Annotated in this window: 27 protein-coding genes; 16 read left to right on the plus strand and 11 right to left on the minus strand. The window is 67.7% G+C overall.

Going from position 1 to position 26,332, the window contains the following annotated elements:
- Positions 1–4: 4 nt before the first annotated feature.
- Positions 5–118, minus strand: coding sequence for an LPXTG cell wall anchor domain-containing protein (locus tag ACQP2T_RS10025; protein ID WP_358178670.1), 114 nt, complete (start codon positions 116–118; stop codon positions 5–7).
- A 738-nt stretch (positions 119–856) separates the two neighbouring features.
- Between ACQP2T_RS10025 and ACQP2T_RS10030 the strand changes: the two genes are divergently transcribed.
- From ACQP2T_RS10030 to ACQP2T_RS10060, 7 genes are all read left to right on the plus strand, one after another.
- Positions 857–2,014 carry an ROK family transcriptional regulator gene (locus tag ACQP2T_RS10030; RefSeq protein WP_358429262.1) on the plus strand — a complete coding sequence of 386 codons (1,158 nt, stop codon included), beginning with the start codon at positions 857–859 and terminating at the stop codon, positions 2,012–2,014.
- A gap of 11 nt (positions 2,015–2,025) precedes the next feature.
- Positions 2,026–3,513 (plus strand): sugar ABC transporter ATP-binding protein, encoded by a 1,488-nt coding sequence (locus tag ACQP2T_RS10035; protein ID WP_433515883.1) that lies wholly within the window; start codon positions 2,026–2,028, stop codon positions 3,511–3,513.
- Positions 3,513–4,520, plus strand: coding sequence for an ABC transporter permease (locus tag ACQP2T_RS10040; protein ID WP_433515884.1), 1,008 nt, complete (start codon positions 3,513–3,515; stop codon positions 4,518–4,520). Before ACQP2T_RS10035 ends, ACQP2T_RS10040 begins: the two co-directional genes overlap by 1 nt.
- Positions 4,517–5,563, plus strand: coding sequence for a substrate-binding domain-containing protein (locus ACQP2T_RS10045; RefSeq protein ID WP_393468340.1), 1,047 nt, complete (start codon positions 4,517–4,519; stop codon positions 5,561–5,563). The genes ACQP2T_RS10040 and ACQP2T_RS10045 overlap by 4 nt, the downstream gene beginning before the upstream one ends.
- Before the next feature lie 11 nt (positions 5,564–5,574).
- A complete protein-coding gene (locus tag ACQP2T_RS10050) occupies positions 5,575–6,705 on the plus strand; it encodes a Gfo/Idh/MocA family protein (protein ID WP_433515885.1) in 1,131 nt (376 codons plus the stop codon).
- Complete coding sequence (locus ACQP2T_RS10055; protein WP_358429252.1) at positions 6,702–7,706, plus strand: sugar phosphate isomerase/epimerase family protein; 1,005 nt, start codon at positions 6,702–6,704, stop codon at positions 7,704–7,706. The genes ACQP2T_RS10050 and ACQP2T_RS10055 overlap by 4 nt, the downstream gene beginning before the upstream one ends.
- A 781-nt stretch (positions 7,707–8,487) precedes the next feature.
- Positions 8,488–9,801, plus strand: a complete 1,314-nt coding sequence (locus ACQP2T_RS10060; RefSeq protein ID WP_433515886.1) for a cytochrome P450 — start codon at positions 8,488–8,490, stop codon at positions 9,799–9,801.
- 439 nt (positions 9,802–10,240) lie between these two features.
- Here the strand turns inward: ACQP2T_RS10060 and ACQP2T_RS10065 are convergent, their stop codons facing one another.
- Positions 10,241–10,726, minus strand: a complete 486-nt coding sequence (locus ACQP2T_RS10065; protein ID WP_433515887.1) for a DinB family protein — start codon at positions 10,724–10,726, stop codon at positions 10,241–10,243.
- Positions 10,727–11,030: 304 nt separating this feature from the next.
- Between ACQP2T_RS10065 and ACQP2T_RS10070 the strand changes: the two genes are divergently transcribed.
- Positions 11,031–11,699 carry a hypothetical protein gene (locus ACQP2T_RS10070; RefSeq protein WP_433515888.1) on the plus strand — a complete coding sequence of 223 codons (669 nt, stop codon included), beginning with the start codon at positions 11,031–11,033 and terminating at the stop codon, positions 11,697–11,699.
- A 413-nt stretch (positions 11,700–12,112) separates the two neighbouring features.
- Here the strand turns inward: ACQP2T_RS10070 and ACQP2T_RS10075 are convergent, their stop codons facing one another.
- Complete coding sequence (locus ACQP2T_RS10075; RefSeq protein ID WP_433515889.1) at positions 12,113–12,508, minus strand: type II toxin-antitoxin system VapC family toxin; 396 nt, start codon at positions 12,506–12,508, stop codon at positions 12,113–12,115.
- Entirely contained in the window at positions 12,499–12,765 is a 267-nt protein-coding gene (locus ACQP2T_RS10080; RefSeq protein ID WP_433515890.1) for a FitA-like ribbon-helix-helix domain-containing protein, read from the minus strand. Before ACQP2T_RS10080 ends, ACQP2T_RS10075 begins: the two co-directional genes overlap by 10 nt.
- Before the next feature lie 307 nt (positions 12,766–13,072).
- On the opposite strand from ACQP2T_RS10080, the gene ACQP2T_RS10085 reads away from it, so the two are divergent.
- On the plus strand, positions 13,073–13,963 hold the full coding sequence (locus ACQP2T_RS10085; RefSeq protein WP_433515891.1) for an NAD(P)H-binding protein: 891 nt from the start codon (positions 13,073–13,075) through the stop codon (positions 13,961–13,963).
- Between the two features lie 65 nt (positions 13,964–14,028).
- Here ACQP2T_RS10085 and ACQP2T_RS10090 read toward each other — a convergent pair whose 3' ends face one another.
- Entirely contained in the window at positions 14,029–14,385 is a 357-nt protein-coding gene (locus ACQP2T_RS10090) for an ATP-binding protein (RefSeq protein WP_433515892.1), read from the minus strand.
- 277 nt (positions 14,386–14,662) lie between these two features.
- Between ACQP2T_RS10090 and ACQP2T_RS10095 the strand changes: the two genes are divergently transcribed.
- The 4 genes from ACQP2T_RS10095 (at position 14,663) to ACQP2T_RS10110 (ending at position 18,711) form a co-directional block, all read left to right on the plus strand.
- Complete coding sequence (locus ACQP2T_RS10095; RefSeq protein ID WP_433515893.1) at positions 14,663–15,490, plus strand: helix-turn-helix domain-containing protein; 828 nt, start codon at positions 14,663–14,665, stop codon at positions 15,488–15,490.
- The gene (locus tag ACQP2T_RS10100) at positions 15,481–15,696 is read left to right on the plus strand and encodes a DUF397 domain-containing protein (protein ID WP_433515894.1); all 216 of its coding nucleotides are present in this window, start codon (positions 15,481–15,483) and stop codon (positions 15,694–15,696) included. Before ACQP2T_RS10095 ends, ACQP2T_RS10100 begins: the two co-directional genes overlap by 10 nt.
- A gap of 182 nt (positions 15,697–15,878) precedes the next feature.
- A complete protein-coding gene (gene qcrB / locus ACQP2T_RS10105; RefSeq protein ID WP_433515895.1) occupies positions 15,879–17,519 on the plus strand; it encodes a cytochrome bc1 complex cytochrome b subunit in 1,641 nt (546 codons plus the stop codon).
- A 595-nt stretch (positions 17,520–18,114) separates the two neighbouring features.
- A complete protein-coding gene (locus ACQP2T_RS10110; protein ID WP_433515896.1) occupies positions 18,115–18,711 on the plus strand; it encodes a dihydrofolate reductase family protein in 597 nt (198 codons plus the stop codon).
- 15 nt (positions 18,712–18,726) lie between these two features.
- Here the strand turns inward: ACQP2T_RS10110 and ACQP2T_RS10115 are convergent, their stop codons facing one another.
- From ACQP2T_RS10115 to ACQP2T_RS10140, 6 genes are all read right to left on the minus strand, one after another.
- The gene (locus tag ACQP2T_RS10115; protein WP_433515897.1) at positions 18,727–19,227 is read right to left on the minus strand and encodes a hypothetical protein; all 501 of its coding nucleotides are present in this window, start codon (positions 19,225–19,227) and stop codon (positions 18,727–18,729) included.
- 99 nt (positions 19,228–19,326) lie between these two features.
- On the minus strand, positions 19,327–20,229 hold the full coding sequence (locus tag ACQP2T_RS10120) for a hypothetical protein (protein WP_433515898.1): 903 nt from the start codon (positions 20,227–20,229) through the stop codon (positions 19,327–19,329).
- Positions 20,226–20,738 carry an RNA polymerase sigma factor gene (locus ACQP2T_RS10125; protein WP_433515899.1) on the minus strand — a complete coding sequence of 171 codons (513 nt, stop codon included), beginning with the start codon at positions 20,736–20,738 and terminating at the stop codon, positions 20,226–20,228. The genes ACQP2T_RS10120 and ACQP2T_RS10125 overlap by 4 nt, the downstream gene beginning before the upstream one ends.
- Before the next feature lie 95 nt (positions 20,739–20,833).
- Positions 20,834–21,277 carry a DUF6623 family protein gene (locus ACQP2T_RS10130; protein ID WP_433515900.1) on the minus strand — a complete coding sequence of 148 codons (444 nt, stop codon included), beginning with the start codon at positions 21,275–21,277 and terminating at the stop codon, positions 20,834–20,836.
- A 280-nt stretch (positions 21,278–21,557) separates the two neighbouring features.
- Positions 21,558–22,610, minus strand: coding sequence for a CU044_5270 family protein (locus ACQP2T_RS10135; RefSeq protein WP_433515901.1), 1,053 nt, complete (start codon positions 22,608–22,610; stop codon positions 21,558–21,560).
- Positions 22,607–23,191 carry an RNA polymerase sigma factor gene (locus ACQP2T_RS10140; protein ID WP_433515902.1) on the minus strand — a complete coding sequence of 195 codons (585 nt, stop codon included), beginning with the start codon at positions 23,189–23,191 and terminating at the stop codon, positions 22,607–22,609. Before ACQP2T_RS10140 ends, ACQP2T_RS10135 begins: the two co-directional genes overlap by 4 nt.
- A gap of 178 nt (positions 23,192–23,369) precedes the next feature.
- Between ACQP2T_RS10140 and ACQP2T_RS10145 the strand changes: the two genes are divergently transcribed.
- From ACQP2T_RS10145 to ACQP2T_RS10155, 3 genes are read left to right on the plus strand one after another with little or no spacing between them, the layout of a single operon-like run.
- Positions 23,370–23,822, plus strand: coding sequence for a carboxymuconolactone decarboxylase family protein (locus tag ACQP2T_RS10145; protein ID WP_433515903.1), 453 nt, complete (start codon positions 23,370–23,372; stop codon positions 23,820–23,822).
- Positions 23,823–23,880: 58 nt separating this feature from the next.
- Positions 23,881–24,636: a dolichyl-phosphate beta-glucosyltransferase gene (locus tag ACQP2T_RS10150; RefSeq protein WP_433515904.1), complete on the plus strand. Its 756-nt coding sequence runs from the start codon at positions 23,881–23,883 to the stop codon at positions 24,634–24,636.
- Complete coding sequence (locus ACQP2T_RS10155) at positions 24,633–26,330, plus strand: hypothetical protein (protein WP_433515905.1); 1,698 nt, start codon at positions 24,633–24,635, stop codon at positions 26,328–26,330. Before ACQP2T_RS10150 ends, ACQP2T_RS10155 begins: the two co-directional genes overlap by 4 nt.
- Positions 26,331–26,332 lie beyond the last annotated feature (2 nt).

Genomic DNA, 26,332 nt, shown 5'->3' on the forward strand with positions numbered 1-26,332 from the left:
TGACTTACTTCGCGCTGTACGAACGGCGACGCCGCATGGCGATCAGCGTGCCGGCGGTGCCCGTCAGGAGCATGCCGGCGCCGGCCGCGGCCAGGGCCTTCACGGGCGCTCCGGTCATTGGCAGCTCCTTGTGGTGGCCATGGCACCCATGGCCGCAGCACCCATGACCACAGCCCCGATGGCGACGATGCCACCCACGGAACTCCTCAGGGTCGATGTCGACGTCGATGTTGACATGTGACGACGACGTCGAGGTGGCCCTCGGCGACGCGGCGGCACTGGCGGTGGCCCTCGGCGGATAGGGTCGCGGGCTCTCGGTGATCATGGGTGCCACCTGGCTGTCCGTGGAGGCGGACGCCAGTCCTGCGGTCCCGAAGGCGATCCCACCTCCCACGGCCATCGCCACGAAAATAGGTATCGTGATTTTTTCTCTCATTTCGGACTCCCCGTATGGATGGCGGTTCGGGTCATGGGACATTTCGCCCGGAATTCCAGCGAAGTGTTCGCCACGGAACCCGTTATATGCGCCCTCCTAATGGGTGCTCCGGTCGCCGCACAGTTCTTACCGAATGACCACTAATGGTTCTCCAGATGTTGACGGTCTGCCGGGCCCCGCCGCGCCTGCGCCCGTGCCGCACTTGTGGGGAGGGTGCTCCGAGACGCCGGAGCTTGTGGCGCTGGGTCGCCGGGACGTGTGGCTGAGGGCCGTCGCTGGGCGGCGCGTCGCGACCTCGCTGGGGCTGAACTGCCCTTATGTCCGAATTCAGGGATCTTTGTTTGATAATCGGCGGAAGTAGGGAGGGTTTGGGCGGCTAACACTCTTGATTTGCCGCTTGTGTGATCTTATTGTCGCCGCATGACCTCCGCTCCGGGCTCGCCCGGTGACGTTCTGACGCTCATCAGCGCCGGTTCCGCTACCACCCGCTCGGACCTCGCCCGGCTCACCGGCCTGGCCAGGTCCACGATCAGCCAGCGCGTCGACGCCCTGATCGAGCGCGGCCTGGTCTCCGAGACCGGAAGCGGCGAGTCCACCGGCGGCCGGCCGCCACGGCAGTTACGCCTGCACACCGCGGACCACGCCTTCGCGGGCGTCGACCTGGGCGCCACGCACTGCCGGATCGCGCTGATGGACATCTCGGGCGACGTGCTGGCCGAGTGCGAGGACCCGCTGCTGATCGCCGAGGGTCCGGAGACGGTCCTGGCCCACGTCGACGAGCGGCTGGACCGGTTGCTCGCCGAGGCGGGACGGCCGCGGGCCGCGCTCAAGGCGATCGGGATGGGGGTGCCGGGGCCGGTGGAGTTCGCCACGGGCCGGCCCAACAACCCGCCGATCATGCCCGGCTGGAACGACTACCCGATTCCCGAGCACTTCGCCGGCTGCGCCGTACTCGTCGACAACGACGTGAACGTCATGGCGCTCGGCGAGCACCGCAACGCCTACCCCGGAGCCGACCACCTGCTGTTCGTCAAGATCGGCACCGGCATCGGCTGCGGCATCGTGGCCGAGGGCAAGCTGCACCGCGGCGCCCAGGGTTCGGCCGGCGACATCGGCCACATCCGGGTCTCCGGCCACGAGGACGCCGGCTGCCGCTGCGGCAACAGCGCCTGCCTGGAGGCCGTCGCCGGCGGCGCGGCCGTCGCCAGGAGGCTGACCGAGCTCGGCACGCCCGCCGAGACGGGGGCCGACGTCGTGGCGCTGGTGCAGGCGGGCAACACGCAGGCGCTCCGGCTGGTCAGAGAGGCGGGCCGGTTGATCGGCGAGGTGCTCGCCAGCCTGGTCAACTTCTTCAACCCCGAGGTGATCGTCATCGGCGGCGCCCTGTCCCGGGTCCACGAACACCTGCTCGCCGGCATCAAGGAGACCGTCTACCGCAGATCGCTGCCACTGGCCACGCATCACCTCTCGATCGTGCCCAGTCGTACCGGGATCAACGCCGCCGCGCTGGGCGCCGGGATTCTGGCGATCGAGAACTATCTGTCACCCGAGAACATCAACCGGATCGTCAACGCCTGAAAGGGACCCCGATGCTGGTCATGAGGGGGATCGTGAAGCAGTTCCCCGGCGTGCGCGCGCTCGACGGGGTGGACCTCGACGTTAGCGCCGGTGAGGTGCACTGTCTGCTCGGCCAGAACGGCGCGGGCAAGTCGACGCTCATCAAGGTCCTGGCCGGGGTCCACCAGCCCGACCAGGGCACGATCGAGTTCAACGGCGCACAGGTCAGGGCGGGCAGCCCGATCGACGCCATCAGGCTCGGCTTCGCCACCATCTACCAGGAACTCGACCTCGTCGACGGCCTCAGCGTCGCGGAGAACATCTTCCTCGGCCACGAGCACGCCCGCGCCGGCTTCGTGAACAGGGCGGCGGCCAACCGGGCCGCCGCCGCGGTGCTGGCCAGGCTCGGCCACCCGGAGATCCGGCCGAAGGCCGAGGTCGGACGGCTGGCACCGGCCGCCAAGCAGGTCGTCTCGATGGCCCGCGCGCTCTCCCACGAGGCCCGCCTGATCATCATGGACGAGCCGTCGGCGGCGCTGGCCCATGACGAGGTGGCCAACCTGTTCCGCATCATCCGCGAGCTCACCGCCCAGGGCGTCGCCGTCGTCTACATCTCCCATCGCCTGGAGGAGATCCGCGAGATCGGCGACCGGGTCACCGTGCTCAAGGACGGGCGCACGGTCGCCGTCGGCCTGCCCGCCCGCGACACGCCGACCTCCGAGATCGTCTCACTCATGACCGGCCGCAACGTCGAGTACGTCTTCCCGCCCCGCGCCGCCGAGCCCCCGGGCGACGAGGTGCTGCGTGTCGAGGGCCTCAGCTCGCCGGGCGCGTTCGCCGACGTGTCGTTCTCGGTGCGCGCCGGCGAGATCGTCGGGCTGGCCGGGCTGGTCGGCTCCGGCCGTTCGGAGATCCTGGAGGCGGTCTACGGCGCCCGCCGCGCCTCCGGCCGCGTCCTGCTGGCGGGCAAGCCCCTACGGCGGGGCGACGTCGTCGGCACCGTACGGCAAGGCATGGGCCTGGCCCCGGAGGAGCGCAAGGCCCAGGCTCTCCTGCTCGACCAGAGCGTGACCGCCAACATCACCCTGGGCAGCCTGCCGGAGTTCGCCACGTTCGGCTGGATGAACCGGGTGCGCGAGAAGGCCGAGGCGCGGCGCCTGGTCGAGATGCTCGACATCCGCCCGCCCGACCCCGAACGGCCGATCAAGACGCTGTCCGGCGGCAACCAGCAGAAGGCCGTACTGGCTCGCTGGCTGCTCGGCGGGCGCAAGTTACTCCTGCTCGACGAGCCGACCAGGGGCGTGGACGTCGGGGCCAGGGCCGAACTGTACGCGGTGATCCGCGGGCTGGCCCACCAGGGCATCGGCGTGCTGCTGGTCTCCAGCGAGGTGCCCGAGGTGCTCGGCCTGTCCGACCGCGTGCTGGTGCTGCGCGAGGGGACGGTCATCCACCAGGGCGACGCCCAAGAGCTCGACGAGCATCGCGTGCTCGACATGATCATGGATGGGAGAGCGGCCTGATGAGCAACCCCGCAGAAGCGGGCCCGCAGAACCGCCTGGCCGTGCGGGCGCCCGGTCCGCTGGCCTGGCTCGGAGAGGCACGGCACCTGGGCCTGGTGGTCGCGCTGGTACTTCTCGCGATCGTCGGCCTGGTCACCAAGCCCGAGAACTTCGCCACCACCTCCAACCTGGTCAGCATCCTGTCGCTGGCCGCCACGATCGGCGTCATCACGGTCGGCGCCACGTTCGTCATCATCGGCGGCGGCATCGACCTGTCGGTGGGCGCCACCATGGCCCTGGCCTCCGTCTGGGCGACCACGTTGGCCACGCAGGCGTACGGACCGGCCGTCATGGCCGTCTGCGCGATCCTCGTCGGCACCGGCACGGGCCTGGTCAACGGGCTGCTCATCGCGTACGGGCGGTTAGTGCCGTTCATCGCCACCCTGGCGATGCTCGTCGCGGCGCGCGGGCTGGCCCAGCGCATGTCCGACCGCAAGACGCAGATCATCCAGGTCGACAACGGCGCGATCGTGGACCTGTCCACCACACGGCTGCTCGGCGTCCCGCTGCTGGTCTACATCTTCGCGCTGGTCGTGGTGCTGGGCTGGATCCTGCTCAACCGCACCACGTTCGGCCGCCGCACCTACGCGGTCGGCGGCAACCCCGAGGCGGCCCGGCTGGCCGGCATCAACGTCCGCCGGCACACGATGCTCCTGTACGCCCTGTCCGGGCTGTGCTGCGGCATCGCGGCCATCCTCATCATGGCCCGCACCACCACGGGCTCCTCCACGCACGGCGACCTGTACGAGCTCGACGCCATCGCCGCCGTCATCATCGGCGGCACCCTGCTCACGGGCGGCCGCGGCACGATCATCGGCTCGATCCTGGGCCTGCTGATCTTCACCCTCATCACGAACCTGTTCATCCTCAACGGGCTCAACACCAGCGACCAGCTGATCGCCAAGGGCCTGATCATCGTCGTCGCCGTCCTTCTCCAGCGACGGAACCTGAAGGAGAGAGCACCATGAGCAACAACGTCGCGCGCAGGGGTTTCCTGGTCGGTGGAGCCGTGATGTTAGCGGCCGGCTGCACCAGCAACGAGCCCGCCGCCGCGCCCTCGTCGGCGGCGCCCGCTCCCGCGCCCGCGGCCAGCGGCAACGACCAGCCCGGCACCAAGGTGGTCATCGGCTTCTCCGCGCCCGCCGCCGACCACGGCTGGATCGCGGCCATCGCGAAGAACGCCGAGTCCGCGGCCAAGCAGTATTCGGACGTCGACTTCAAGCCCGTCGAACCGACGAACGACATCAACCAGCAGATCTCCGCTGTCGAGTCGCTGATCGCGGCCAAGGTCAGCGCCCTGGTGATCCTGCCGAACGACGGCCAGCAACTCAACCAGGTCGCGCTCCAGGCCACCCAGGCCGGCATCCCGGTCATCAACCTCGACCGGATCTTCCCCGACAAGCTCGCGTACCGCACCTGGATCGGCGGCGACAACTACGGCATGGGCGTCGCGGCCGGCCAGTACATCGGCAAGCAGCTCAAGGACAAGGGTGTCTCGAACCCGGTGATCGTGGAGATCCAGGGCATCGCGACGCTCCCGCTGACCCAGGACCGCAGCAAGGGGTTCGCCGACGCGCTGAAGACGTTCGGCTTCAGCGTCACCGCGAAGCAGGACGCCAAGTTCACCGTGGAGACCGGCAACTCGGTGGCCGCCAGCCTGCTGCAGGCGCACAAGAAGATCGACGCCCTGTGGAACCACGACGACGACCAGGGCGTGGGCGTGCTCGCCGCCATCAAGGAGGCGAACAGGAACGAGTTCTTCATGGTCGGCGGCGCCGGCTCCCTGAACGCCATGAAGGAGATCCAGTCAGGCACCTCCGTGCTGAAGGCCACCGTCACCTACAGTCCTACGATGGCCTCGTCAGCCATCAAGCTGGCCAGGTTGATCGCGCAGCAGAAGGGCATGAGCGACCTGGTGGAGAACCAGGTGCCACAGTCGATCACGCTCGCGTCGGAGACCATTACCAAGGAGAACGTCGAGAAATACCTGCCACTCGGCTTCGAATCCTGATCGGGGGTTGCATGTCAGACCAAACCACCGTCGGCGTGGGCATGATCGGCTACGCGTTCATGGGCCGCGTCCACTCCCAGGCATGGCGCAGCGTCGGCGCTTTCTTCGACCTGCCGCTGGCACCGCGCATGGCGGTGCTGGCCGGCCGGTCCCAGGAGCACACCACCGCCGCGGCCGCCCGGCTCGGCTGGGCCGACACCGAGACCGACTGGAGGGAACTGGTCAAACGCGACGACGTGCAGATCGTCGACATCTGCACGCCGGGCGACTCCCACGCCGAGATCGCCATCGCCGCCCTGGAGGCCGGCAAACACGTGCTCTGCGAGAAGCCGCTGGCCAACAGCGTGGCCGAGGCGGAGGCCATGGTGCGGGCGGCGGCCTCGTCGACCGGCAAGAGCATGGTGGCCTTCAACTACCGGCGGGTGCCCGCGGTGGCGCTGGCCCGGCGCTACGTCGAGGAGGGCAGGCTCGGCGAGATCAGGCACGTACGAGCCCAGTACTTGCAGGACTGGATCGTCGATCCTTCGTCTCCGCTGGTGTGGCGGCTGCAGAAGGACAAAGCGGGATCGGGCGCCCTGGGTGACATCGGGGCGCACATCATCGACACCGCCCAGTTCATCACCGGCCAGAACATCGTGGGCGTCTCGGCGCTCACCGAGACGTTCGTCAAGGAACGTCCCGTGTCGGCGGGCTCATCGGAAACCGGGCCCGTCACCGTCGACGACGCCGCGCTGTTCATCGGGCGGCTCACCGGCGGTGCCGTGGCCTCCTTCGAGGCCACCCGGTTCGCCACCGGCCGCAAGAACGCGCTGCGCATCGAACTCAACGGCTCGAACGGCAGCCTCGCCTTCGACTTCGAGGCCATGAACGAGCTGTGGGTCAGCGAAGGCGACAGCGGCTTCAAACGCATCCTCGTCACCGAGGCCGACCACCCCTACGCCGGGGCATGGTGGCCACCCGGGCATGGACTCGGGTACGAACACACATTCACCCATGAGGTCAAAGACTTCCTGGAAGCGATCGCCCAGGGCAGCGACCCGGCGCCGTCGTTCGCGGACGGACTCCGGGTGCAACGCGTGCTCGCGGCGGTCGAGCGCAGTGCGGCTGACTCCAGCCGTTTCACAGTTGTGGAGGACATATGAGACCGGTCACCTTGTTCACCGGCCAGTGGGCCGACCTGCCGTTCGAGGAGGTGTGCCGGCTCGCCGCCGAATGGGGCTACGACGGCCTCGAGATCGCCTGCTCCGGCGACCACTTCGACGTGGCGCAGGCGATCAGCGACCCGTCGTACGTCTCCGCCAAGCGGGCCCAGCTCGACAAGCACGGCCTCAAAGTCTGGACGATCTCCAATCACCTGGTCGGCCAGGCGGTCTGCGACCATCCGATTGACGAGCGCCACAAGGCCATCCTGCCCGCCCGCATCTGGGGTTCGGGCGACCCGGAGTCCGTACGCCAGGCGGCCGCCGAGGACATGAAGAACACGGCGCGAGCCGCGGCCCTGCTGGGCGTCGACACGGTGGTCGGCTTCACCGGCTCGTCGATCTGGCACACGGTGGCCATGTTCCCGCCGGTGCCGGCCTCGATGGTGGAGGCGGGCTACCAGGACTTCGCCGACCGCTGGAACCCCATCCTCGACGTCTTCGACCAGGAGGGCGTCCGCTTCGCCCACGAGATCCACCCCAGCGAGATCGCCTACGACTACGTGACGACCCAGCGCACCCTGGAGGCCATCGGCCACCGCCCCGCGTTCGGCCTCAACTGGGACCCGTCCCACATGGTCTGGCAGGACCTCGACCCGGTGGCGTTCATCCTGGACTTCGCCGACCGCATCTACCACGTGGACTGCAAGGACACCCGCGTCCGCGTGGGCGACGGCCGCCGCGGCCGCCTGTCCTCCCACCTGCCGTGGGCGGACATGAGGCGCGGCTGGGACTTCGTCTCCACCGGCCGCGGCGACGTGGCCTGGGAGGACTGCTTCCGAGCGCTCAACTCGATCGGGTACGCGGGCCCGATCTCGATCGAGTGGGAGGACGCGGGGATGGACCGGCTGGACGGGGCACGGGAGGCCTTGGGGTACATCCGTGCCCTCAACGCCATCACCCCACCGACCACCGCCTTCGACGCGGCCTTCTCCACCACCTGACGCCTTCTCACCGGGGGGCCCACAGGCGTGGGCCTTCCGGTGGGGCGCGCTTCGCGCGTTTGGCGTTCGGGCGTGTTACCCAGGGGCTCCGCCCCCCTTCGACCCCCGACAGGCGAGGTCCTCGCGGTGGGGCGCGCTTCGCGCGAATGGCGCTCCGGCGTGCTTCCCAGGGGGCTCCCGCCCCCTTCGACCCCCGACAAGCGTGGGCTTCGCCGTGGCGCGCTTCGCGCGGACGGGCGCTTAGGCGTATTTCCTTGGGGCTCCGCCCCGGCGAGGGGCTCCCGCCCCTCGCGCACCCCGGCCCGGCCCGGTGGCGGGGATGGAGACAGGGACAGCCATCACATTCATGGCGGGAAGCATGAGCTCCTGGTAGGCGGGTTGATCACCACAATCCAAGCTGGCGCCACCGTTTGGCGATCGGGCCGATCTGGTGGCAGCCCAACTCCGCCCAGCAGGCCCTGCTGGTGTCGGTCGATCTACGCGAGGGCGAGACCTACGCCGATCTCGCGGTCGGGCAGCAGCCCGGTCAGATAGGCGCGGGCGGTACGGCGCGGTTCCACCCGGCAGAACCGGTCCGCGATCCGGCCCATCAGTTCCTCGAAGGTGACCGGTCAGTCTTCAGGCCCTACGCTGTCGCCCGCGGGCACGTCACGAGCGTCTCGAGTTCGAGCAGGCGCTCGAACTCACTGATGATCACGCGATGGCCGTACTCGTGTGGCCTCAACAGCAAGATCGCGAAGTGTCGCTGGGGCCCTCCCCCTGGAGTGCTAGGAGACAGCGCATGTCCACGAAGCCGTCCCTGCCCGAGGTGGTCGCGGCGCTGCTACGCCGAGACCCGGTCGTGCTGTGTACCCGGCTGGCGCTCACACACGAAGGAGTTGCCCGGCTGCCGATCCCGGGGCGCCGGAAGTTTTGGGTAGTGAGCGATCCCGAGTGCCTGCATCGAATCCTGGTCACCGACGCGACACAGTTCGACAAGGGCGGGCCCATCTATCGGATCATCGCCGATGCCCTGGGCGAGGACGGACTATTCACGGTGAACGATGAGGCGACCTGGCGCCTGCTGCGCCAGATCATGAATCCCGCCTTTCGCCGAGCCGAACTGCGCACCGTAATGGAGTTGACGGCCGATGCTTGGCGGAGCCGAATGGACACATGGGATCTGCGCGGTCCGATAGAGCTCTTCAGCGAGCTGAAGCTGCTGAGTGTCGAGGTGTTGATGCGGCATGCGCTGGGGAACGCAGTCGATACGGCCGAGCTCACGCAGCTCGCCCTGCCGGTCTTCGACGGCATGGCGGGGCGAATCTTCCTCCCGCACTGGGCACCTGGGGCGAGCGGCTATCGAAAGGCCATCGCGGCGCTGGATGGCAGAGTTAGGTCAATCATCTCCTCGCGCCGGGATCAGGGCACCGAGACCGGGGACCTGCTCGGGCAGCTGATGACCGCCACCGATCCGCAGACCGGTCACCGCCTGAGCGACCGGCAGGTACGAGACCAGGTCTTCACGCTGTTGATGGCGGGATTCGACTCCACGGCAACCGTGCTGTCGTGGGCGTGCGTCCTGATGGCCGAGCGAGGGGATCAGTTGGACCGGCTACGGACCGAGGTGGTCAATGTCTGCGCGGACCGCACCCCTACCCTGGAGGACCTTCCGCGGCTCGTCATCGTGCAGGCTCTGCTGCAGGAGTCGCTGCGTCTGCATCCCGCGTTCCCCATGTTTTTCCGCAACGTCAAGGCGGAGACTCAACTTGGTAAGCACCGGCTCGCCGTGGGCGACCAGATCATCATCGCCCCCTATGCGACGCACCGCGATCCAGCCCGATGGCCCGGCCCGGCGGGCTTCGACTCCGGCCGATTCGCCGGCAGGCTCGACCACGAGCAACGAGCGGCTTATCTGCCGTTCGGCGAGGGAAAGCGGAAATGTATCGGTGAGGACATGGCCACCATGACCGGGCTCCTCATCCTGGCTATGTTGGCGCAGCGGTTTACCGCTTTTCGCCGCCCGGATGGCCATAGCGGCCAGGCGGCCCGATACGCGATGACCCGTCCATCGAGGGACAACGCCCGCTTGATCCTCACGCCGATCGGTGAGTAGGCCGACCTAGTGCGGTGGCCTCCATTTGTTAGCTGAGCTGCTTGTATGCGGTGGCCAGGCAGATTTGTTGGTGGAACCAGCGGGCGCGGGCTCGGTGCTGGCGTCGCCAGGCTGACCAATGGGCGGTGCGTTCCAGTTCGTCGCGGGCAGAAATTTCGGCAAGATATGCGCGCACTACCATGTCGGTGGTCGCGTTAGCTTTTGGCCGGGCAACTGCCGGTCCATGCGAAACGTCACACGTCGAGCGGCCACTTATGGCATTAATGGAAAAAGTACAGCCAACACTAATGCCGCTTGCTGGACCCTCATTAGTCTTCCCATCGTTGATGATTGAGCGGGGAGTGAGGGGCGTTCGCCTGCGCGGCACCTCCCACTGCCCGCATCACCGGGCTGCGCGGCCCCGTCGTCAGCCTCGTTCAGTGCCGGTCGAGGAGGAGGGCTATCGAGGCCCGAGTCCCGTCTTTCCATCGAGTAACTCGCGTGCGGCGTCGAGGTGGCCCGCATGGCGTGCGGTCTCCTCGATCATGTGCAGGACGATTCGCCGCAGGTCGGTGATCTCGTCCCCGAGCGGGCCGGGGTGACGTCCTTGCGGGGGCGTCGAGAGCGGAGTAGCGGCAAGGACCGCGTTGGACCGCTCGCACTGGTCCCGGTAGAACGCGAAGACCACAGACGGTGGCCGCGGTGTGGTCAGTGGCAGGTGGTCGTCGTCGGGCCAGTCCAGCGGCTCGGCGTAGCCAGTGGCGATCTCCTGGAACCAGTGCCGCTCGGCGTAGCCGAGGTGCTCCACGAGGCCCAGCACCGTCCATCCCGAGGGCAGGACCGCGGTGGACAAGGCGTCGGCGTCGAGGCCGTCCACGATCGCGAGAATACTGGCGCGCTGCGCCTCCAGGAACATCAACAGCGTGTTCTTCTCACCGTCATCCACTGGGGCCACACCCTCTCTGATCAGGCAATGAGGAACTGCCGGGGGTGCTCGTGCGGGATCATCACCGGCGCATGCGGCACGTTAGCAAGCGGCGCCGACATCTATGGCGATCGGTGTTTCGTGGGATCGGACGCCGTGGTCAGTCCTGACCCGGCGTCAACGCGGTTTCGGGAGTCCTGGGCCAAGTCCCGCACGGGCTCTCGTGATCTCTATTGCGCTTCGATCACGATTGTTCGAATTTGTATGACCGCCCCATGTGACGCCAGATGATCAGTGGAGTCAAGCTCTGGAGAGAGGAAACCTCATGCACTTAGCCGCAGCCCGGGCCGCTCTGAGCGGTGCCACTGTCGTCTCAGCGATGCTCCTCGCCGCCCTCCCCGCGACTGCCTCCGTCGCATCAGCCGCCACTACCCGCGCCGCCGCGACCCAGGTCGGAATCGACCGTGGGGTGCTGCTGACCAAGGCGGACCAGCCCCCGGTCAGCGAGTCGTATGGGGACCCGTGGGTCGACCCCTACGCCGAGCCCGACGTCGCCGGCCCGAGCTGCTGGCAGTACGGCCGCGGCACCGGTGCGATCGCGGGCATCAGCGCCAGGTTCTCCACGCCGACGTGGTTCCACTCCTACAACGACGTCTGGGTCTTCTCCAGCCCGGACGACGCGGCGGCCTTCGAGCGGCAATGGCGGGCCGACCTGGCCACCTGCGTCGACCGCAACCCCCCGGCCGAGACCGGCACGGCGGTGTATGACATCACCAAGGTTGGTGAGGCGGACGGCGTGGATGTCCTGCGCGTCACCTCCGCCGCCAACCCGTACTCCACCGTGCTGCAGCACTTCTGGGTCGCCGTGGTCCGCCAGGGCCGCGCCGTGTACGCCGTCCAGCTCCTCGACTACCGGCACGGCGACCCGCAGCTCATGCCCTTCGACGGCACCATCGCCAAGATCAAGGCCAAGCTGGCCGCGTACTATCCCTGATCTGCTCGATTGCCCCTGATGTCGCTCTGGCGACCGCCTCCACGAGACGGGCGGTGGCGGTCGCCGGGGCGTGCGCATGCCGGCCACCATTGGCGCATCACCCTCTGACGGCGCCGTAAGCCACGTGAACGCGGACGCCCATTCGCGGTGACAGCGCGCTGGACGCCGGGGCGCGGATGATCCCGATCGCCATGGCGCTCAGGCGTGTTTCCTTGGGGCTCTGCCCCGGCGAGCGGCTCCCGCCTCTCGCGCACCCCTGCCTTGCCTGGCTGGAGGGTCGGCTATTGAGGCCCGAATCCCGGCTTGCCATCGAGTAACGCGCGCGCGGCGGCAAGGTGACCCGCATGTATAAAGCAGAAGGCCCTCTCCTCGAGGCCGGGATGAGAGCCTTTCACCTGCGGAGAATCGGGGGGTTAGACCAGGCGAATGTCGCAGCCGATCCCCACCGGCAGGTTGGCGAGCTTCGCATCACCGGTGATCAGGGTGCAACCTTCAGCCTCGGCCAGCGCCACGTAGGCGGCATCGTAAGCCTTGATGTTGCCACGCAATTCCCAGATGCGAGGCAGGAGAGGCCGGATGTCCGCCAACTCGATCTCGGCCCGGGTGAGCGCCTCGAAGGCGCTCCATCCGCGCGTCTGTGTGATCAGTTCTTGTCTGACGAGGCGGGAGACGACGTGGGCGACTTCGCTGGGCATGTGGGCAGGCGCGATCCAGGCGGGATCGGTCATGATGGCCTTGCGTGCGGCCCGGCCAGCCTCTCCGTCGTCGGCCAGCGCATTGATCATGACGGAGGCATCGATCACGAGCACGGGCAGTCTCCAGTGGTATCTGCGAGTTGCTCGTCCCGCTCGTTTCGTGCCTGGTGAACGAGTTCCGCGGCCTGCCCAGGAGCGCTGTTCATGCCGTCGTCACGCCCCTCGAACCGGGCGATCAGCTCGATGTTGTGAGAACGGCGTGCATCCGCTGCCAGGAGGCTCAGCATGTAGGCCTGCGCGGACTGCCCCTTGGCACGGGCTCTGGCTGCGATCGCGTCGGCGATGTCGTCGGGAACATCGCGGATCTGCATGTTCCTAGGCATGCCTTCATTTTACATGCACAGCTCGGCACTGTGCAGGATCCGCTGCTGTGGCGACCATTGTGGAGATTCCACCGGAGCCGGAAACCATCATCGGCCCAAGCTCCCGGGCCACGGTAATCATTGGCGAGAAGAGCCGGGTCCACGCCCGTTTCGGTCACCATTTCGGCAGGTCGGAGCCTTGCGAGCGGCGCTCGACATGCTTGCGACGCGCCTTCGCCTGTGATCGACTTACAAGGTATGCGATCGGAAACAGGGGGTTCCGCGATCGACAGTGGCCCCGGACGGAGGGAAGCTCATGTCTAAGGGGAACCACGTCACGGTGGCGGTCACCGGGGTGACCGGGGCGCTGGGCAGCCGGATCGCGGCCCGACTCGCCGACCGTGGCGTCCCCCAACTCCTCCTCGGACGCAGCCCCGACCGTCTACCCGAACTGCCGGGCGCTCAGCGGCGCGGTCCAGCCGCCTACGCCGACGCCTCGGACATGCGCGGGGCGCTCGAAGGCGCGTCGACCCTCATCCTGGTCTCCGGACACCGTACGGGGCGTCGGCTGGAGGAACACGCCACCGCGGTCGAGGCCGCGATCGCGGTCGGCGTGGACCGGGTCCTGTATGTGTCCCTCGTCGGCGCGGCGCCCACCGCCACCTATGTCAACGCCCGCGACCAGTGGCTGACCGAACAGTTCCTGGCAGGGGCCGGGATCCGCCACACGGTGCTCCGGGCGGGCTTCTACGCGTCGACGCCGGCCGCCCTCGCCAACGAGGAATTCGTCGTGAGCGGCCCCGCGAGCACCGGCCGGGCCGCGTTCGTCACCCACGAGGACATCGCCGACGTGATCACGGCCGTCGCGCTCGACGAGGGTCCCCGCTCCGAGCACGACGGCGCGACCCTTGAGATCACTGGGCCCGAGGCCTTGACCCTCGACGAAGCGGTCACCCGGATCGCCGCGGCCACCGGTCGGCCCTACCGCTTCGAAACCGAGACCCTTGAGGAAGCCTTCGCGCGGCGATGGCGACTGGGCATCAGCGGAGAGCAGATCGAGACCTGGATCTCGTGGTTCCAGGCGATCGAGAAAGGCGAGGTTTCCATGGTCACCGACGTCGTCCCCCGGCTTACCGGCTCACCGGCGACTCCGATCTCAGAAGCAGCTTGGTGGCCCGAACCGAAGACGGCGCGTGGTATCCGCTGAGGGCCCTTTCCTGTCGCGTTTTTGGAACGGTCCGCCGACCTACATCGATACAATATTCGGCCCGACTATCTGGTTTTCACATGGGCCCACACCATGCGGTGCTCGGCTGCGGTGACAAATGTCCCCCAGCATCCGTTGGACAGATCGGCGACAATGCGAATACCGCGCCCGGATTCGGCCTCGGGAGCGGGCTCGGCTATATGCGGCTCAGCTCCAAATGCGCCCGGATCGGTTACCTCAACGCGAAAGAAGCCGTCTCCGCGTCCCACGCTCACCGTGACCCACTCGCGGTCCGGGCCTCCTTCCACGTGCTCGCAGGCGTTCGCGACCAGCTCAGACACCACCTGCTGCACGTCGGGAACCGTCCGGTGATCGTCCGCGAGCCACCAGGCGACAGCCGCGCGCGCCTGTTTCGGTGCCATGCGGCCGCGCCGCAGCCTGGTTGCTCCGAGGAGAATTACATCTTCTGCTCGCATTAGCATGCAAATCACCTGACTCGTCCGAATTTATGTGCCGTTATAAGATGCGATCTCGAGAATTCGTGTGTCGCGCGGGGAATTGTTGGCCCGAAGTACTGGTAAGCGTGCCATCCGGCAGGTAATTTTTGGGATGACCGTAAGGGCTCGTGCCACACGAATATGAGTCCCTCGGTGGGAAATGTTGTGTGATCCTGTGGGATCAGACCAGGAGTAGCCCCCGATGCGTCCTGCCAAAGAGTTGAATCCAGACGCCAGCGCGGAGGCCCGTTTTGGGTACGAACTACGTCAGCTTCGTCTCGAAGCGGGACTGACCCAAGGGCAACTCGGCCACAAGATCGGTTTCTCCGCCAACCAGGTCGGTTCCGTCGAACGAGCCGTACGCACACCGACCGAGGTGCTCGCCAAGCGCTGCGAGGAAAGACTGGGGCTGGAGCCGGGCCGCCTGGTCGACTTCCTGCCGGTCGGCAAGCGGGAGTCCATCTTCAAGACGCTCGCCCCCTGGCTCGACATCGAGGCGACCGCTCGCGAACTCTGGACCTGGGCGCCGACCATCGTTCCTGGTCTCCTGCAAACGCAGGACTACACCCGCGCCATCGTGGAGGGAAAGCCGGGCGTCACCGCTGCCCAGGTTGAGGAGGCGGTCAAGTCGCGGATGGCGCGGAAGGGCATCTTCGCCGGAGATAATCCGCCCACGCTCTGGGCGGTTCTCGATGAGTCGATCCTCTATCGTCCGATCGGGAGCGAAAGTATCACCCGCGACCAACTGGCGTACCTCGTCGAGGCCGCTCATAGTCCGTGTATCACGATCCAGATCCTCCCGCTCAGTGCCCGCGTCACGGCTGGGCTGCTCGGAGGTTTCGTGATCGCGCATACGACGGGTGGGCCAAGAGCTGCCTTCGTGGATAGCCCGGTTTCGGGGAAGGTGTGGGACAGAGCGGCCGAGATCGAGGTCCTTGGCCTGCGGTATCAGATGTGCCGCGCGGAAGCCCTTCCCCAAAGCCTGTCTGTCAAGAGGATCGAAGAGAGGTTGGAACAGGAATGGACCTGAAGCTGAGCGAGGAACTCAAGACTGCTGACTGGCGGAAGTCCTCATACTCGGGTGACAACGGAGACTGCCTGGAGGTTGCCCCGCTCTCGGCCGGTCGTGTGGGCATCCGCGACACCGAGCGGCCTGACCTGCAGCCCTTCGTGGTGAGTGCGTCGGTGTGGGCGGCGTTCATGGACGGCGCCAAGCGAGGAGAGTTCGACTTCTAGCCACCTCAAGTAGGGGGCCCGGCAGCGTACCGGGCCCCTTTGTCATGCCTGCGGTGCCCAGCGTGGGAGGACATGTCACATTTCCGACCCCTGTGACGTCTATGTAGCGAGGTGTCCACGAGAACGGGGAGCGACATGCCCACAGTGCCTGACGCGGAGGTCGGCGTGAGCGGAGATCACGGATGAACGAGCTCAAGACCATCCCGAAGGCCATCTCCGGCCCCTCGAACTGGCTCGACGAGCGCCTCAGCACGGCCAACTTCATCAAGCGCAACATGCGCAAGATCTTCCCCGACCACTGGACGTTCCTGCTGGGGGAGATCGCTTTGTATGCGTTCATCTTCCTGCTGCTGACCGGAACGTTCCTGACATTCTGGTTCAAGCCCAGCATGGCGGAGATCGCCTACGACGGGTCGTACGCCCCGCTCAAAGGCGTCATGATGTCCCAGGCCTACGCGTCGTCGCTGGAGCTCAGCTTCGATGTCCGGGGTGGTCTCCTGGTCAGGCAGATGCATCACTGGGCGGCGCTGCTCTTCGTGGCGAGCACCATCGTGCACGCGCTGCGGGTGTTCTTCACCGGCGCCTACCGCAAGCCGCGCGAGCTCAACCATGTGATCGGTGTGCTGCTGCTGGCGCTGGCGCTGCTTGAAGGGCTGACCGGATATTCGCTGCCCGACGACCTGCTGTCCGGCGCCGGTCTGCGGATCACTGAGGGTGTGCTGGTCTCACTGCCACTGGTCGGTACGTACGCGACGTTCTTCCTGTTCGGGGGAGAGTATCCGGGCGGAGATGTCATCTCCCGGTTCTATTCGCTGCACATCCTGCTGATCCCGGGCATCATCCTGGCGCTGGTCACCGCTCACCTGGTGCTCATGTGGATGCAGAAGCACACCCAGATGGCCGGTAAGACTCAGACGAACCGGAACGTGGTGGGTGCGCCGTTCTATCCGGCGTTCATGGCCAAGGCGGGCGCGTACGTCCTGTTCACGTTCGGGGTGATCGCGGGGCTGGCGACCTTCGCCCAGATCAACCCGATCTGGCTGTTCGGGCCCTACACGCCCGCCGATGTATCGGCGGGTTCGCAGCCCGACTTCTACATGGGCTTCCTCGAAGGCGCGTTGCGCATCATGCCTCCGTGGGAGATCAACTTGTTCGGTACGTCTCACGCGGGCACGGTGCCGCTCAACGTCATCATCCCGGCGCTGGCGCCGCTGGGTATCGTCTTGACGGGTCTGGCGTTGTATCCGTTCCTGGAGCAGTGGGTGACGGGCGACAAGCGCGAGCACAACTTCGCCGACCGCCCACGCAACAACCCGCACCGCACGGCGATCGGCATGACGACCGTCGTGTTCTACGGCGTGCTCTGGCTCTTCGGTGCCAACGATGAGATCTCCGCCTATTTCCACATCAGCCTTAATGCGACGACATATGCGGGCAGGGTGCTGATCTTCGTGGCGCCTGTGCTGGCGTATGTGATCACGTACCGGATCTGTCTGGGGCTCCAGCGCTACGACTCGGGCGTCATCTCCCACGGTGTCGAGTCGGGTGTGATCAAGCGGTTGCCCAACGGCGGGTTCGTCGAGGCCCATGTGCCGGCGGCGGACGACATCGAGGCGCACGTGCGGGGCAAGGAGCTGGTGCCGATATTGCCGGCCGCCGAGCCCGACAGCGCGGGCATCCCGCCGAAGGGCATGCGCGGCCCACTGGGCAGACTGCGCGCTCGGATGTCGAAGGCGTACGGGGGCGAGAAGGTCCCCCTCGACGACGGTCACGGGAACGGAGAGGTGGAGCGGGCGGGCGACGACCGTACGCTGATTCATTAGCTTCGGGTATTCAGCCGGGACGGCAAACAAGCCTTGACGCATCGAGGTCAATGTCCGGCAGATGTCCTGGCTATGTCCGTCTTGACGGGGCGAGGATCGGGTTGCGCTAGAAGGAATATCAGCCAACCCGGCTCGGCCAACAGAAGACGGAGAAGACCATGCGTACGAAGAACATGTGGATGGCACCGGCGGTCATCGCGACAACGGCGTTGGCGTTGGCCATGACCGCCTCCCCGGCACAAGCGCACGACTTTAGGTTCGGAGATGAGGTCGGTTTCTTCAATCTCAAGAGCAACCACACCGTACTTGAGGTCTGTAGGCAGATCGGGCCTGGTCCTGGTATCGGCGCCTGGGCCACTGTGAGGTACCGCAACCCGTCCGGTCCTGGCGAAGAGCTCGTACGTTATGACGCCCCAATACGGTCGGGCTTTGTGTGAGCGGCGGTTTGGGGGCCAATGTCAACGCTGTCAGGTGGTGCCATTCCTACTCGGCGGGAAACAATGTCTGTTCAGTATGGAAGACGGCCTGAATCTATTCCATCTCCATATCGCTGACAGGGCATCTTAAGAGAACCATAAGCGGGGCCTGAGATGGTGTGAGTGTCGCCAAGAAGCACTCCGCCACCAAGGAGATCCCGATGCGCAAGATCGTCAACTCGACCTACATCACTCTCGACGGCGTCATCGAGAACCCGATGTGGACGATGCCCTACTTCGACGACGAGGCCGCCGCATTCGCCGGTGAGCAGACGAATGGCGCCGACGCGCTGCTGATGGGCCGTGCCACGTACGACGGCATGTCCGCCGCCTGGCCGAACCGTGACGAGAGCGACCCGACCACCGGCGCCGCCTACTTCAACAACGTCAAGAAGTACGTCGCCTCGACCACCCTGACCGACCCCACCTGGAAGAACACCGAGGTGCTGCAGGGCGACCTGATCGAGGAGGTCACCAAGCTCAAGGCCCGGGACGGCAAGGACATCCTGCAGTACGGCTTCGGCTCCGTCACCACTCAGCTCATCGAGGCGGGTCTGCTGGACGAGGTCCGGTTCTGGATCCACCCTGTCCTGGAAGGTGCCGAGAGCGTGACGACGCCGCTCAAGGACTTTAAGGCGTCGTTCGTGCTAGTCGACACCAAGGTCATGAAGAGCGGCGTGATCATCGCCTCGTACCGCCCGAAGGCGGCCGAGTGACGGATGGGCCCGGGATCAGCAGAGGGGGCGGATCTCGCTGAACAACTTGAGCGTCACCGGACGCAGCCGCAGCCGTGCCTCGCGCGGCCAGCGCAGGCTCAACGACGCGAACGCCGTCTCCAGGACGATCTTCAGGTAGGGGCGGCCGGAACGACCGACGGGAATCTTGGCGCACAGAGCGGACACGCTCGTGAACGTCTCCCGTCGGCCGAGCCGCAGCCGGGTCCGCCCGCTGAACTGGTTCGGGATCCCGGCGGCTTCGAGGCTCACCGACTCCCACAGCAGTTCGGCCGTCTCCTCCTCCCGTAGCCACGCCGGGCGGGTGGGCAGGGGCAGTCGCAGGGTGAATCCCGCCGGCAGCCCGGCCGGGGTCAGCCGGAAGGAGCCCTGGAACCACGGCAGTTCGTCGAGGAGTCGCGGACCGTTCAGGGTGCTCATCGACAGGCTCGCCGCACTGGCTTCCATGGCGATCCGCCAGCTGTTGGGGTCGGTGTATGGGACTTCCGGGATGGACACCAACAGGATTCATCTCCCCTGCGCGAACGTCTGGACTTCTGGGCGGCTACCTATAAGACGTTCTAACCACGGGAAATGTGACAGGGCGCTGTCGCGGCCTCAGCCGGTGGAGTCGTCGTACCACTGAGGCGTCCTGACCTTCAGCGGGTCGGGGGCGGGACCGGCGCCGGGACCGGGCAGGACATAGAGGTCGACGGTGTCGGAGCTGTGGTCGCGGGATCCGCTCACGGTCCAGTCGTCCTTGATCCGGTCCGCGGGGACGGGCTGGTCGGAGAAGCCGCCGTCAGGGTAGCTCCACACCAGGCGGTAGCCGATCTTCAATCCACGGCGGCGCGCCTCGGCGCGCGCGGCCGCGACCGTCTTGCCGTGAGCCGTGTAGCCGTCCATGGCCTCCTCTCCCTCGGGATCGAAGGCGGCGTCCTCGGCATAGGGTTCGCCCGGATTGGCGGGGCGGCCGACCCCGAAGACGACGCGTCCGGGGAAGTCCGAGGGCATCCAGACCTTGCCGCAGAACACCGACGCGCAAGGTGTCACGCCCTGCACCCCAATGCTTCCGTGCCATTTGAAGCCCTCCGGAACGATTGGGCCGAGCAGCTTGCCGACCTCGTCCGGTGCCACCGGGACGACCTTCACCGTGACGTTCAGCCCGACCGCCCGAAACGCCTCCTCGAAGCGCCGGCGGTCGGCCGCCGGGTCGGTGATGGTGACGCTGAAAGAGTCCTCGGCCCGCTTGATGGAGACGGCCGCGTTGGCGAACTCGGTCGCCGGACCGCCGGCCGGCAGGCCGACGCCGATCGCCACGGCCACGGCCGCGGCGGTGACCGCCGATGCCAGGACAGGCCAGCGGAGTCCGAAAGTTCCCCTTCGCGGAAGCCAGGACCATCGGCGGTCTGGAGCCGGTGTCGCCATGATCGCCGCACGTAGCTCGCGCGCGCCGGGCCCCTGTTCCGGCGCGTGCGGGGTCGGGTCGATGGCCCTCATCAGGTTGTCGATGTCACTCATGCTTCCCCCATCGCGATCGTCGAGGACGTCGGCCGCTCCAGCGCCGCCGCCAGCCGCTTGCGCGCCCGGTGCAGCCGGGTCCGGGCGGCGACGGCCGTACATCCCAAAACCTTGGCGATCTGCTCGCTGCTCAGACCCTCCCAGTGGGCCAGCGCCATGACCTCGCGGTCACGCTCGGGCAACTCGTCGAAGGCGGCGCGTACGTACTCCAGATCGACCGGTCTGACCGGCCGGTCGGCGGCCAGCTCGTGGCGGAGCCGCTCGGCGAGCCCGGCCCTGCGGGACGCGCCGCGTTGCTGGTTGGCCAGTACGCGGCGGGCCACTCCGTATAACCAGAGCAGTGCCCGCTCGCCCTCGGGCACGTCGCCGATGCGCCGCCAGGCGGTGAGGAACGTCTCGGAGATGACGTCGGCGGTGTCGTCGGGGGAGCTGGTACGGCGGGCGGCGTACTGATGTATCGCCGGATAGTACGCGTCATAGACCGCTTCGAAGCGATCTCGGTGTGTCACAGAGTCTCCTTGCCGAAAGGTGCCGGACACCTTGGTTAGTGTCCGGCACCCTTCGGCCTGTTGCAGAGCGGGTCTCGACTTTCCCACCCGCCCAGTCAGATGTTGTGCTTGAAGTCCCCGCCGAAGCCGGCGATGAAGACGTGGCTGTCGATCTGACCGGCGGTGAAGAACATCGAGATCCCGCACCCCCAGTTGATGCCGTCCCGGCCCACGGGGAAGATGTTGTCCTCGTTCAGGCCGTGCGAGTGATCACCTTCGATCCTGAGGCCGTCTCTGACCAGGATGCGGTCCGGGCCGTCCCAGACGTGCACACTGAGGAGTGCGCTGGTCTCCCGTGCGTGGAAGAGGATCAGCACCCTGTCCAGGGTGGCCCGGCGGTCTTCGACGATGACGGGGGTGGGAATGGCCAGGTGGATCCAGTCGCCTCCGTTCGCCGGCAGCGAGAAGGTCACGCCGAATCCCTGACGCAGTGCGCGCGTGTTGGGGTTCTCGGCCACCGCGGTGAATCCGTGTTCCCATGATGCGTACAACTTCGACATTGTCGTACTCCTTGTGGTTTGGTGGGCTGCGGATATTCGTGGTTATGCGGTTTTTGGCAGGCCGGTTTTCTTTTTGGGGTTCGGGCTGCCTGGTCGCTCCACGGTAAAACGCCCTGAGGAAAGCCAGATATCCCCTAACCTGGGGATTGATGACTCGCTATAATTGCGAGAAATGGCCGATTGTCGCTAATTTCGGGATGTAGCGAATGGGGTGGCGTGGGCGAACTGGGGTCGTCCACGCGGCGCCCAAGGCGTTGAACCCCGCGGCGCCAGCCGGTGGCTAGCAGGTCATCGCTTCGGACGCGCCCGCCGGGATCTTCGGCATCGCGTCGACGACCTTCGTCTCCAGCACCGCGGTGGCGTAACGCAGCACCTCCGGGCCACCCCCCGGCGGCTCGATCAGTTTCCGCCAGCCGAGGAAGCGGTAGGTGCCGGGCTCGAAGATCAACTCGGTGCGCTCCCACCCTTCCAGCCCTTGATATCTGATCGAGGCGCCCACGCCCTGCCGTCCTGCCGGGTCGGTGAGATCGGTGCGCATGGTGGCGGTGGGCATCTTGGACAGCGCACCGAGCACCGCCGCGCGCAGGCCGGGGCCGGGGAAGGGGTTCTCGGCCAGGAGGGCGAGGCGGGCTGCCACAGTGCTCTCGATGGACTGCCGGATCTGCTCCTCGCTGAGGGGTGCGGTGCGGGGGTCGGGCCGTTCGTTCCGGACCGCGGCCTCGGCGTCCGCACGGACCCGGGCCAGCAACTGGTCGGGGTCGGCGGGCAGGTTCTCGGCACTGGTCGCCGGGAACACACCCACGGCACACCGCCCGTAGCGTTGGACTTCGACCGTGCCCGGGGTCGGCAGATCGGTCGGGAGCCGGCCGGTGAGTGCGCGCCGCTCGCCGTAGGTGGAGCGGATCAGTGCGCCGCCGGGGTCGGCGGCGGGAATCCAGGCAGCGCGGTCGACCTCCTGGATGTAGTCCGAGCGGAGGCTGCGGCTCATGTAGGCGACGAAGCTCTGGTCTTGGCGGCTGACATAGACGAACTGGCCGGGCAGCGGCTGTTGTTCCCGATCGGCGGTCGTGGCCGCCTTCTGGAGCAGCTCTGCGGCACTGGCCGGGGTCTCGCCACCGTCAGTGCCGACCAGGAAGGCGACCGCGCCGACCGTCGCCGCCAGACCGACCGCGACCGCCCTGAGCAGGAGGCGCTGCTTCGCGGAGCGGATATGTGGTCCGCGTTCCGCCGCCACCTCGGCTGTGAGCCGGTCCTTCGCCATGGTGACGGCCGTGGCGGAGGGGCCAGGCAGTGCGTCGTGGTGTGCCTTGATCTCCTGCAAGTCGTTGGTCACTGCAGCTCCTCGATGTCGATGAAGGTACGGAGTTTCAGTCGGGCCCGGTTGAGCCGCGAGCCGACCGTGCCGCGCGGGACGCCGAGCGCCTCGGCGACCTCCTCATAGGTGAGCTGGGCGCAGGCGACCAGCAGCAGTACGGACCGGTCGCCGGGCGACAGCGCGGCCAGCCCGGCGGCCAGGTGTGGCCGCATGACGAGCGCGGACATCCGCTGGACCACGCGCTCATCGTGGTCGTCGACGTCTGTGACCTCGGCGCTCCTGGCCAGGGCGCGGTATCTGCGGGCCTCGGCGCGCCGGTGGCCGGCGACCAGGTTGGAGGCGATGCCGTACAGCCAGGCGCGAGCGTCGGGGCGGGAGAGGTTGTAGTGCGCTCGGCCGCGGAAGGCCCGCAGGAACGTCTCGGCGGCGAGGTCGTCCGCCGCTGTCTCGCCGAGGCGCAGGTGTACGTAGCGGTGGATGGCTTCGTGGTGCCGGTCGAACAGCGCGCCGAACCGCTCGGGCCGGCGGAGTGACGCCTCGATGAGCTGGGCGTCGGTCTCGACGGCCGGTGGAGCCGACGGTGGAGGGGGAGCTGGCATGCCTGCCCTTCGGAGAGGAACCTCGGAGAAGAACCATGGACACGCCTATTTCGCCGTTCCGGTGATTCGTATTCACGCCCATCCTCGTGCCGGACGGTCACGTTTCTCCGATTCGGTGGGTCATATGGGTAACGGCCCGAACCCGGCCGGCCGATATGACTCCTGGAGGAACGCGATCATGCAAGCGCGGATGACCAACCCGGCGAAGCTCGTCCCCGACGCCATGAAGGCGATCCTGGCCCTCATCGAGGCGTCCAAGCAGGGCGGCGTGCCCGGCACGACGCTTGAGCTCGTCCACCTGCGGGCCAGCCAGATCAACGGCTGCGGCGTGTGCGTGGACATGGGCTCGCGCAGCGCCAAGAAGGCGGGCGAGAGCGACGAGCGGCTGTGGGCGGTGGCGGCCTGGCGGGAGGCCCCCTACTTCACCGACGCCGAGCGCGCCGCCCTGGCGCTGGCCGAGGCCGTCACCCGGCTCAGCGACCGTGCGGACCCGGTTCCGGATGAGATCTGGGACGAGGCCGCCAAGCACTACGACGAGCAGGGGCTCAGCTCCCTGCTCCTGATGATCTCTACGACCAATGTCTTCAACCGCCTCAACGTCGCCACCCAGCAGGTGGCGGGCGCCTGGTAACGAAAGCCGGCCGGCCCTTCGCTGCAACCTGGACGACGTCCGGCCCTGTCTCCACGGTATGAGCGAGACAACACTCGATCGGGCGCCTGTCGTCGCGGCTCAGCCCGTCGCCATCGACCTGTCGGTGGTCATTCCCGCCTACAACGAGGAACGCAGGCTCGGCGCGACGCTCACGGCCGTGCTCGGCTACCTTCGCGGCACGTCGCTGCGCTGGGAGCTCATCGTCGTCGACGACGGCTCGACGGATGGCACGGCCGCGCTGGCCCGGCGGGTCGCCCGGGACGAGCCGGGCGTCCGTGTTCTTCGCCACCCCGCGAACCGGGGCAAGGGGTGCGCGGTACGCCACGGTGTGCTCGCCTCCAGGGGAGGCCAGGTGCTGTTCACCGATGCGGACCTGGCCACGCCCATCGAGGAGTTGGCCGGTCTGCGGGCCACGCTGGCGCTGGGCGCCGATGCCGCGATCGGGTCGCGCGCCTGCCCCGGCGCCCGGGTGGAGACGCCTCAGCACGTGGTCAGAAGGCTGCTCGGCACCCTGGGCAATCGGCTGATCCAGGCGAGCGCCGTACCCGGTGTGGCCGATACCCAGTGCGGGTTCAAGCTGTTCGACGGTGAGAAGGCCAGGCTGGCGTTCGGCCGGGCCAGGGTGGACGGCTGGGGATTCGACGTGGAGATTCTGCGTGCCTTCTCCCGGCGGGGCTGGGTGGTCAGGGAGGTTCCGGTCCGCTGGGCGCACCAGCCGGGGTCGAAGCTGCGCCCGCACCACTACCTGCGGATGCTCATCGAGCTGTGCCGAGTGCTCGCCGGACGTCGATGATCCCGCACCTCAGGCGGGGCCGCGCCGATCTCGGGTGCGCCGCCGCCTTCCTCGTCTTGGCCGTGCTGGTCTACGCGCGGCTCTGGGCCGATCCGGGACGCCGCTACCTGATCGAGGGCGGGCAGGACCAGAACCAGTGGGAGTGGTTCTTCTCCGTCACCGCGCACAACCTGGTCAACGGCGAGTCGCCGCTGTTCACCACGCTGCAGAACCATCCGCTCGGCGTGAACCTCATGGCCAACACGGTCATGCTGGGCCTGTCGATCCCGCTGGCGCCGCTGACGCTGGCCTTCGGGCCGTCGGCCACGTGGGCAGTGGTGCTGACCGGCGGGCTCGCGGGCAGCGCCTTCGCGTGGTACTGGCTCCTGTCCAGGCAGCTCGTGGCCACGCGCGCGGCCGCCGCGGTCGGGGCCGTGTTCTGCGCGTTCGCACCGCCGATCGTCTCGCATGCCAACGCCCATCCGAACTTCGTCGTGGTGTTCGTGATCCCGCTCGTCATCCACCGGCTCGTGCTGCTGCACCGGCGTCGGCGGATCCTGCGGGATGGCGTGATCCTCGGGGTGCTCATCGCGTACCAGATCTACCTGGGGGAGGAGGTGCTGCTGCTGGCCGCCACCGGGCTGGCGGTCTTCGGCCTCGCGTACGCGATCGCGGTCCGCCCGCCGACGCGGCCGGTGGTCGTGGGCGTGGCGGTGGCGGCGACGGTCTGCCTGGCTCTGACCGGTCCCGCGCTGGTGTTCCAGTTCACCGGGCCGCAGAGCTACGCGAGCCTGATCCACGGGCCGGCGGGCAACGACGTGCGCGCGCTGGTGTCGTTCGCGGGACGCTCGCTGGCGGGCGACGCCACCGTGGCAGGGTCGCTCTCGCTGAACCCGACCGAGCAGAACGCCTTCTTCGGCTGGCCGCTGGTCATCCTGGTCATCGGCCTCGTGGTGTGGCTGCGGCGCGTCCCCGTCGTGATCCCGCTCGGAGCGGTCGTGGTCGTGGCGGCGACGTTCTCCCTCGGGCCGGAGATCATCTTTTATGGCGAAAAATCGGGTCTTGCTGGGCCGTGGGAGGTGATGTCGCGGTTGCCGATGTTCGAATCGGTGTTGGAGTCGCGGTTCGCGATTGTCTGCGTGCCGGCGATGGCCGTACTGCTGGCCGTCGCCGCAGATCGGGTGATCGCCGCCTCGTGGCGCGGTGCCCCCGCGCGGGTGCTGCTCGGCCTGGCCCTGGCCGAGGCGTTGGTGCCACTGGTGCCCAAGCCGCTGGTCGCGGCCGACCGGCCGGCCACCCCGGAGTTCTTCACCGCCGGCCTCTGGCGGCGGCACGTGCGCGAGGGCCGCGCGTTGGTGCCGGCGCCGCCGCCCGACGCGGCCGATGCCACCGCCCTGCGCTGGCAGATCGACGCCGGTCTGGGCTTCCCCCTGCCCGAGGGCTACTTCGTCGGCCCTTACGGACCTGACCGGCAGGGTGTGTACGGCGTCGCGCCCCGTCCCACCGCCTCCCTGCTGCGTGACGTACGCGACAGTGGCCAGGTGCCGTCCATCGGCGCGGCCGAACGCCGCCAGGCCCGCGAGGACCTCGCGTACTGGCGAGCCGACGCCGTGGTCCTCGGCCCGCACCAGCGGCAGGCCGAGCTCCTTCGAACGCTGACCGACCTCCTCGGCCCCGGCCGCCAGGAGGGCGGCGTGTGGATCTGGGACGTATAAGG

The sequence above is a fragment of the Nonomuraea sp. CA-143628 genome, from assembly GCF_050942315.1.
Taxonomy (GTDB): Bacteria; Actinomycetota; Actinomycetes; order Streptosporangiales; family Streptosporangiaceae; genus Nonomuraea.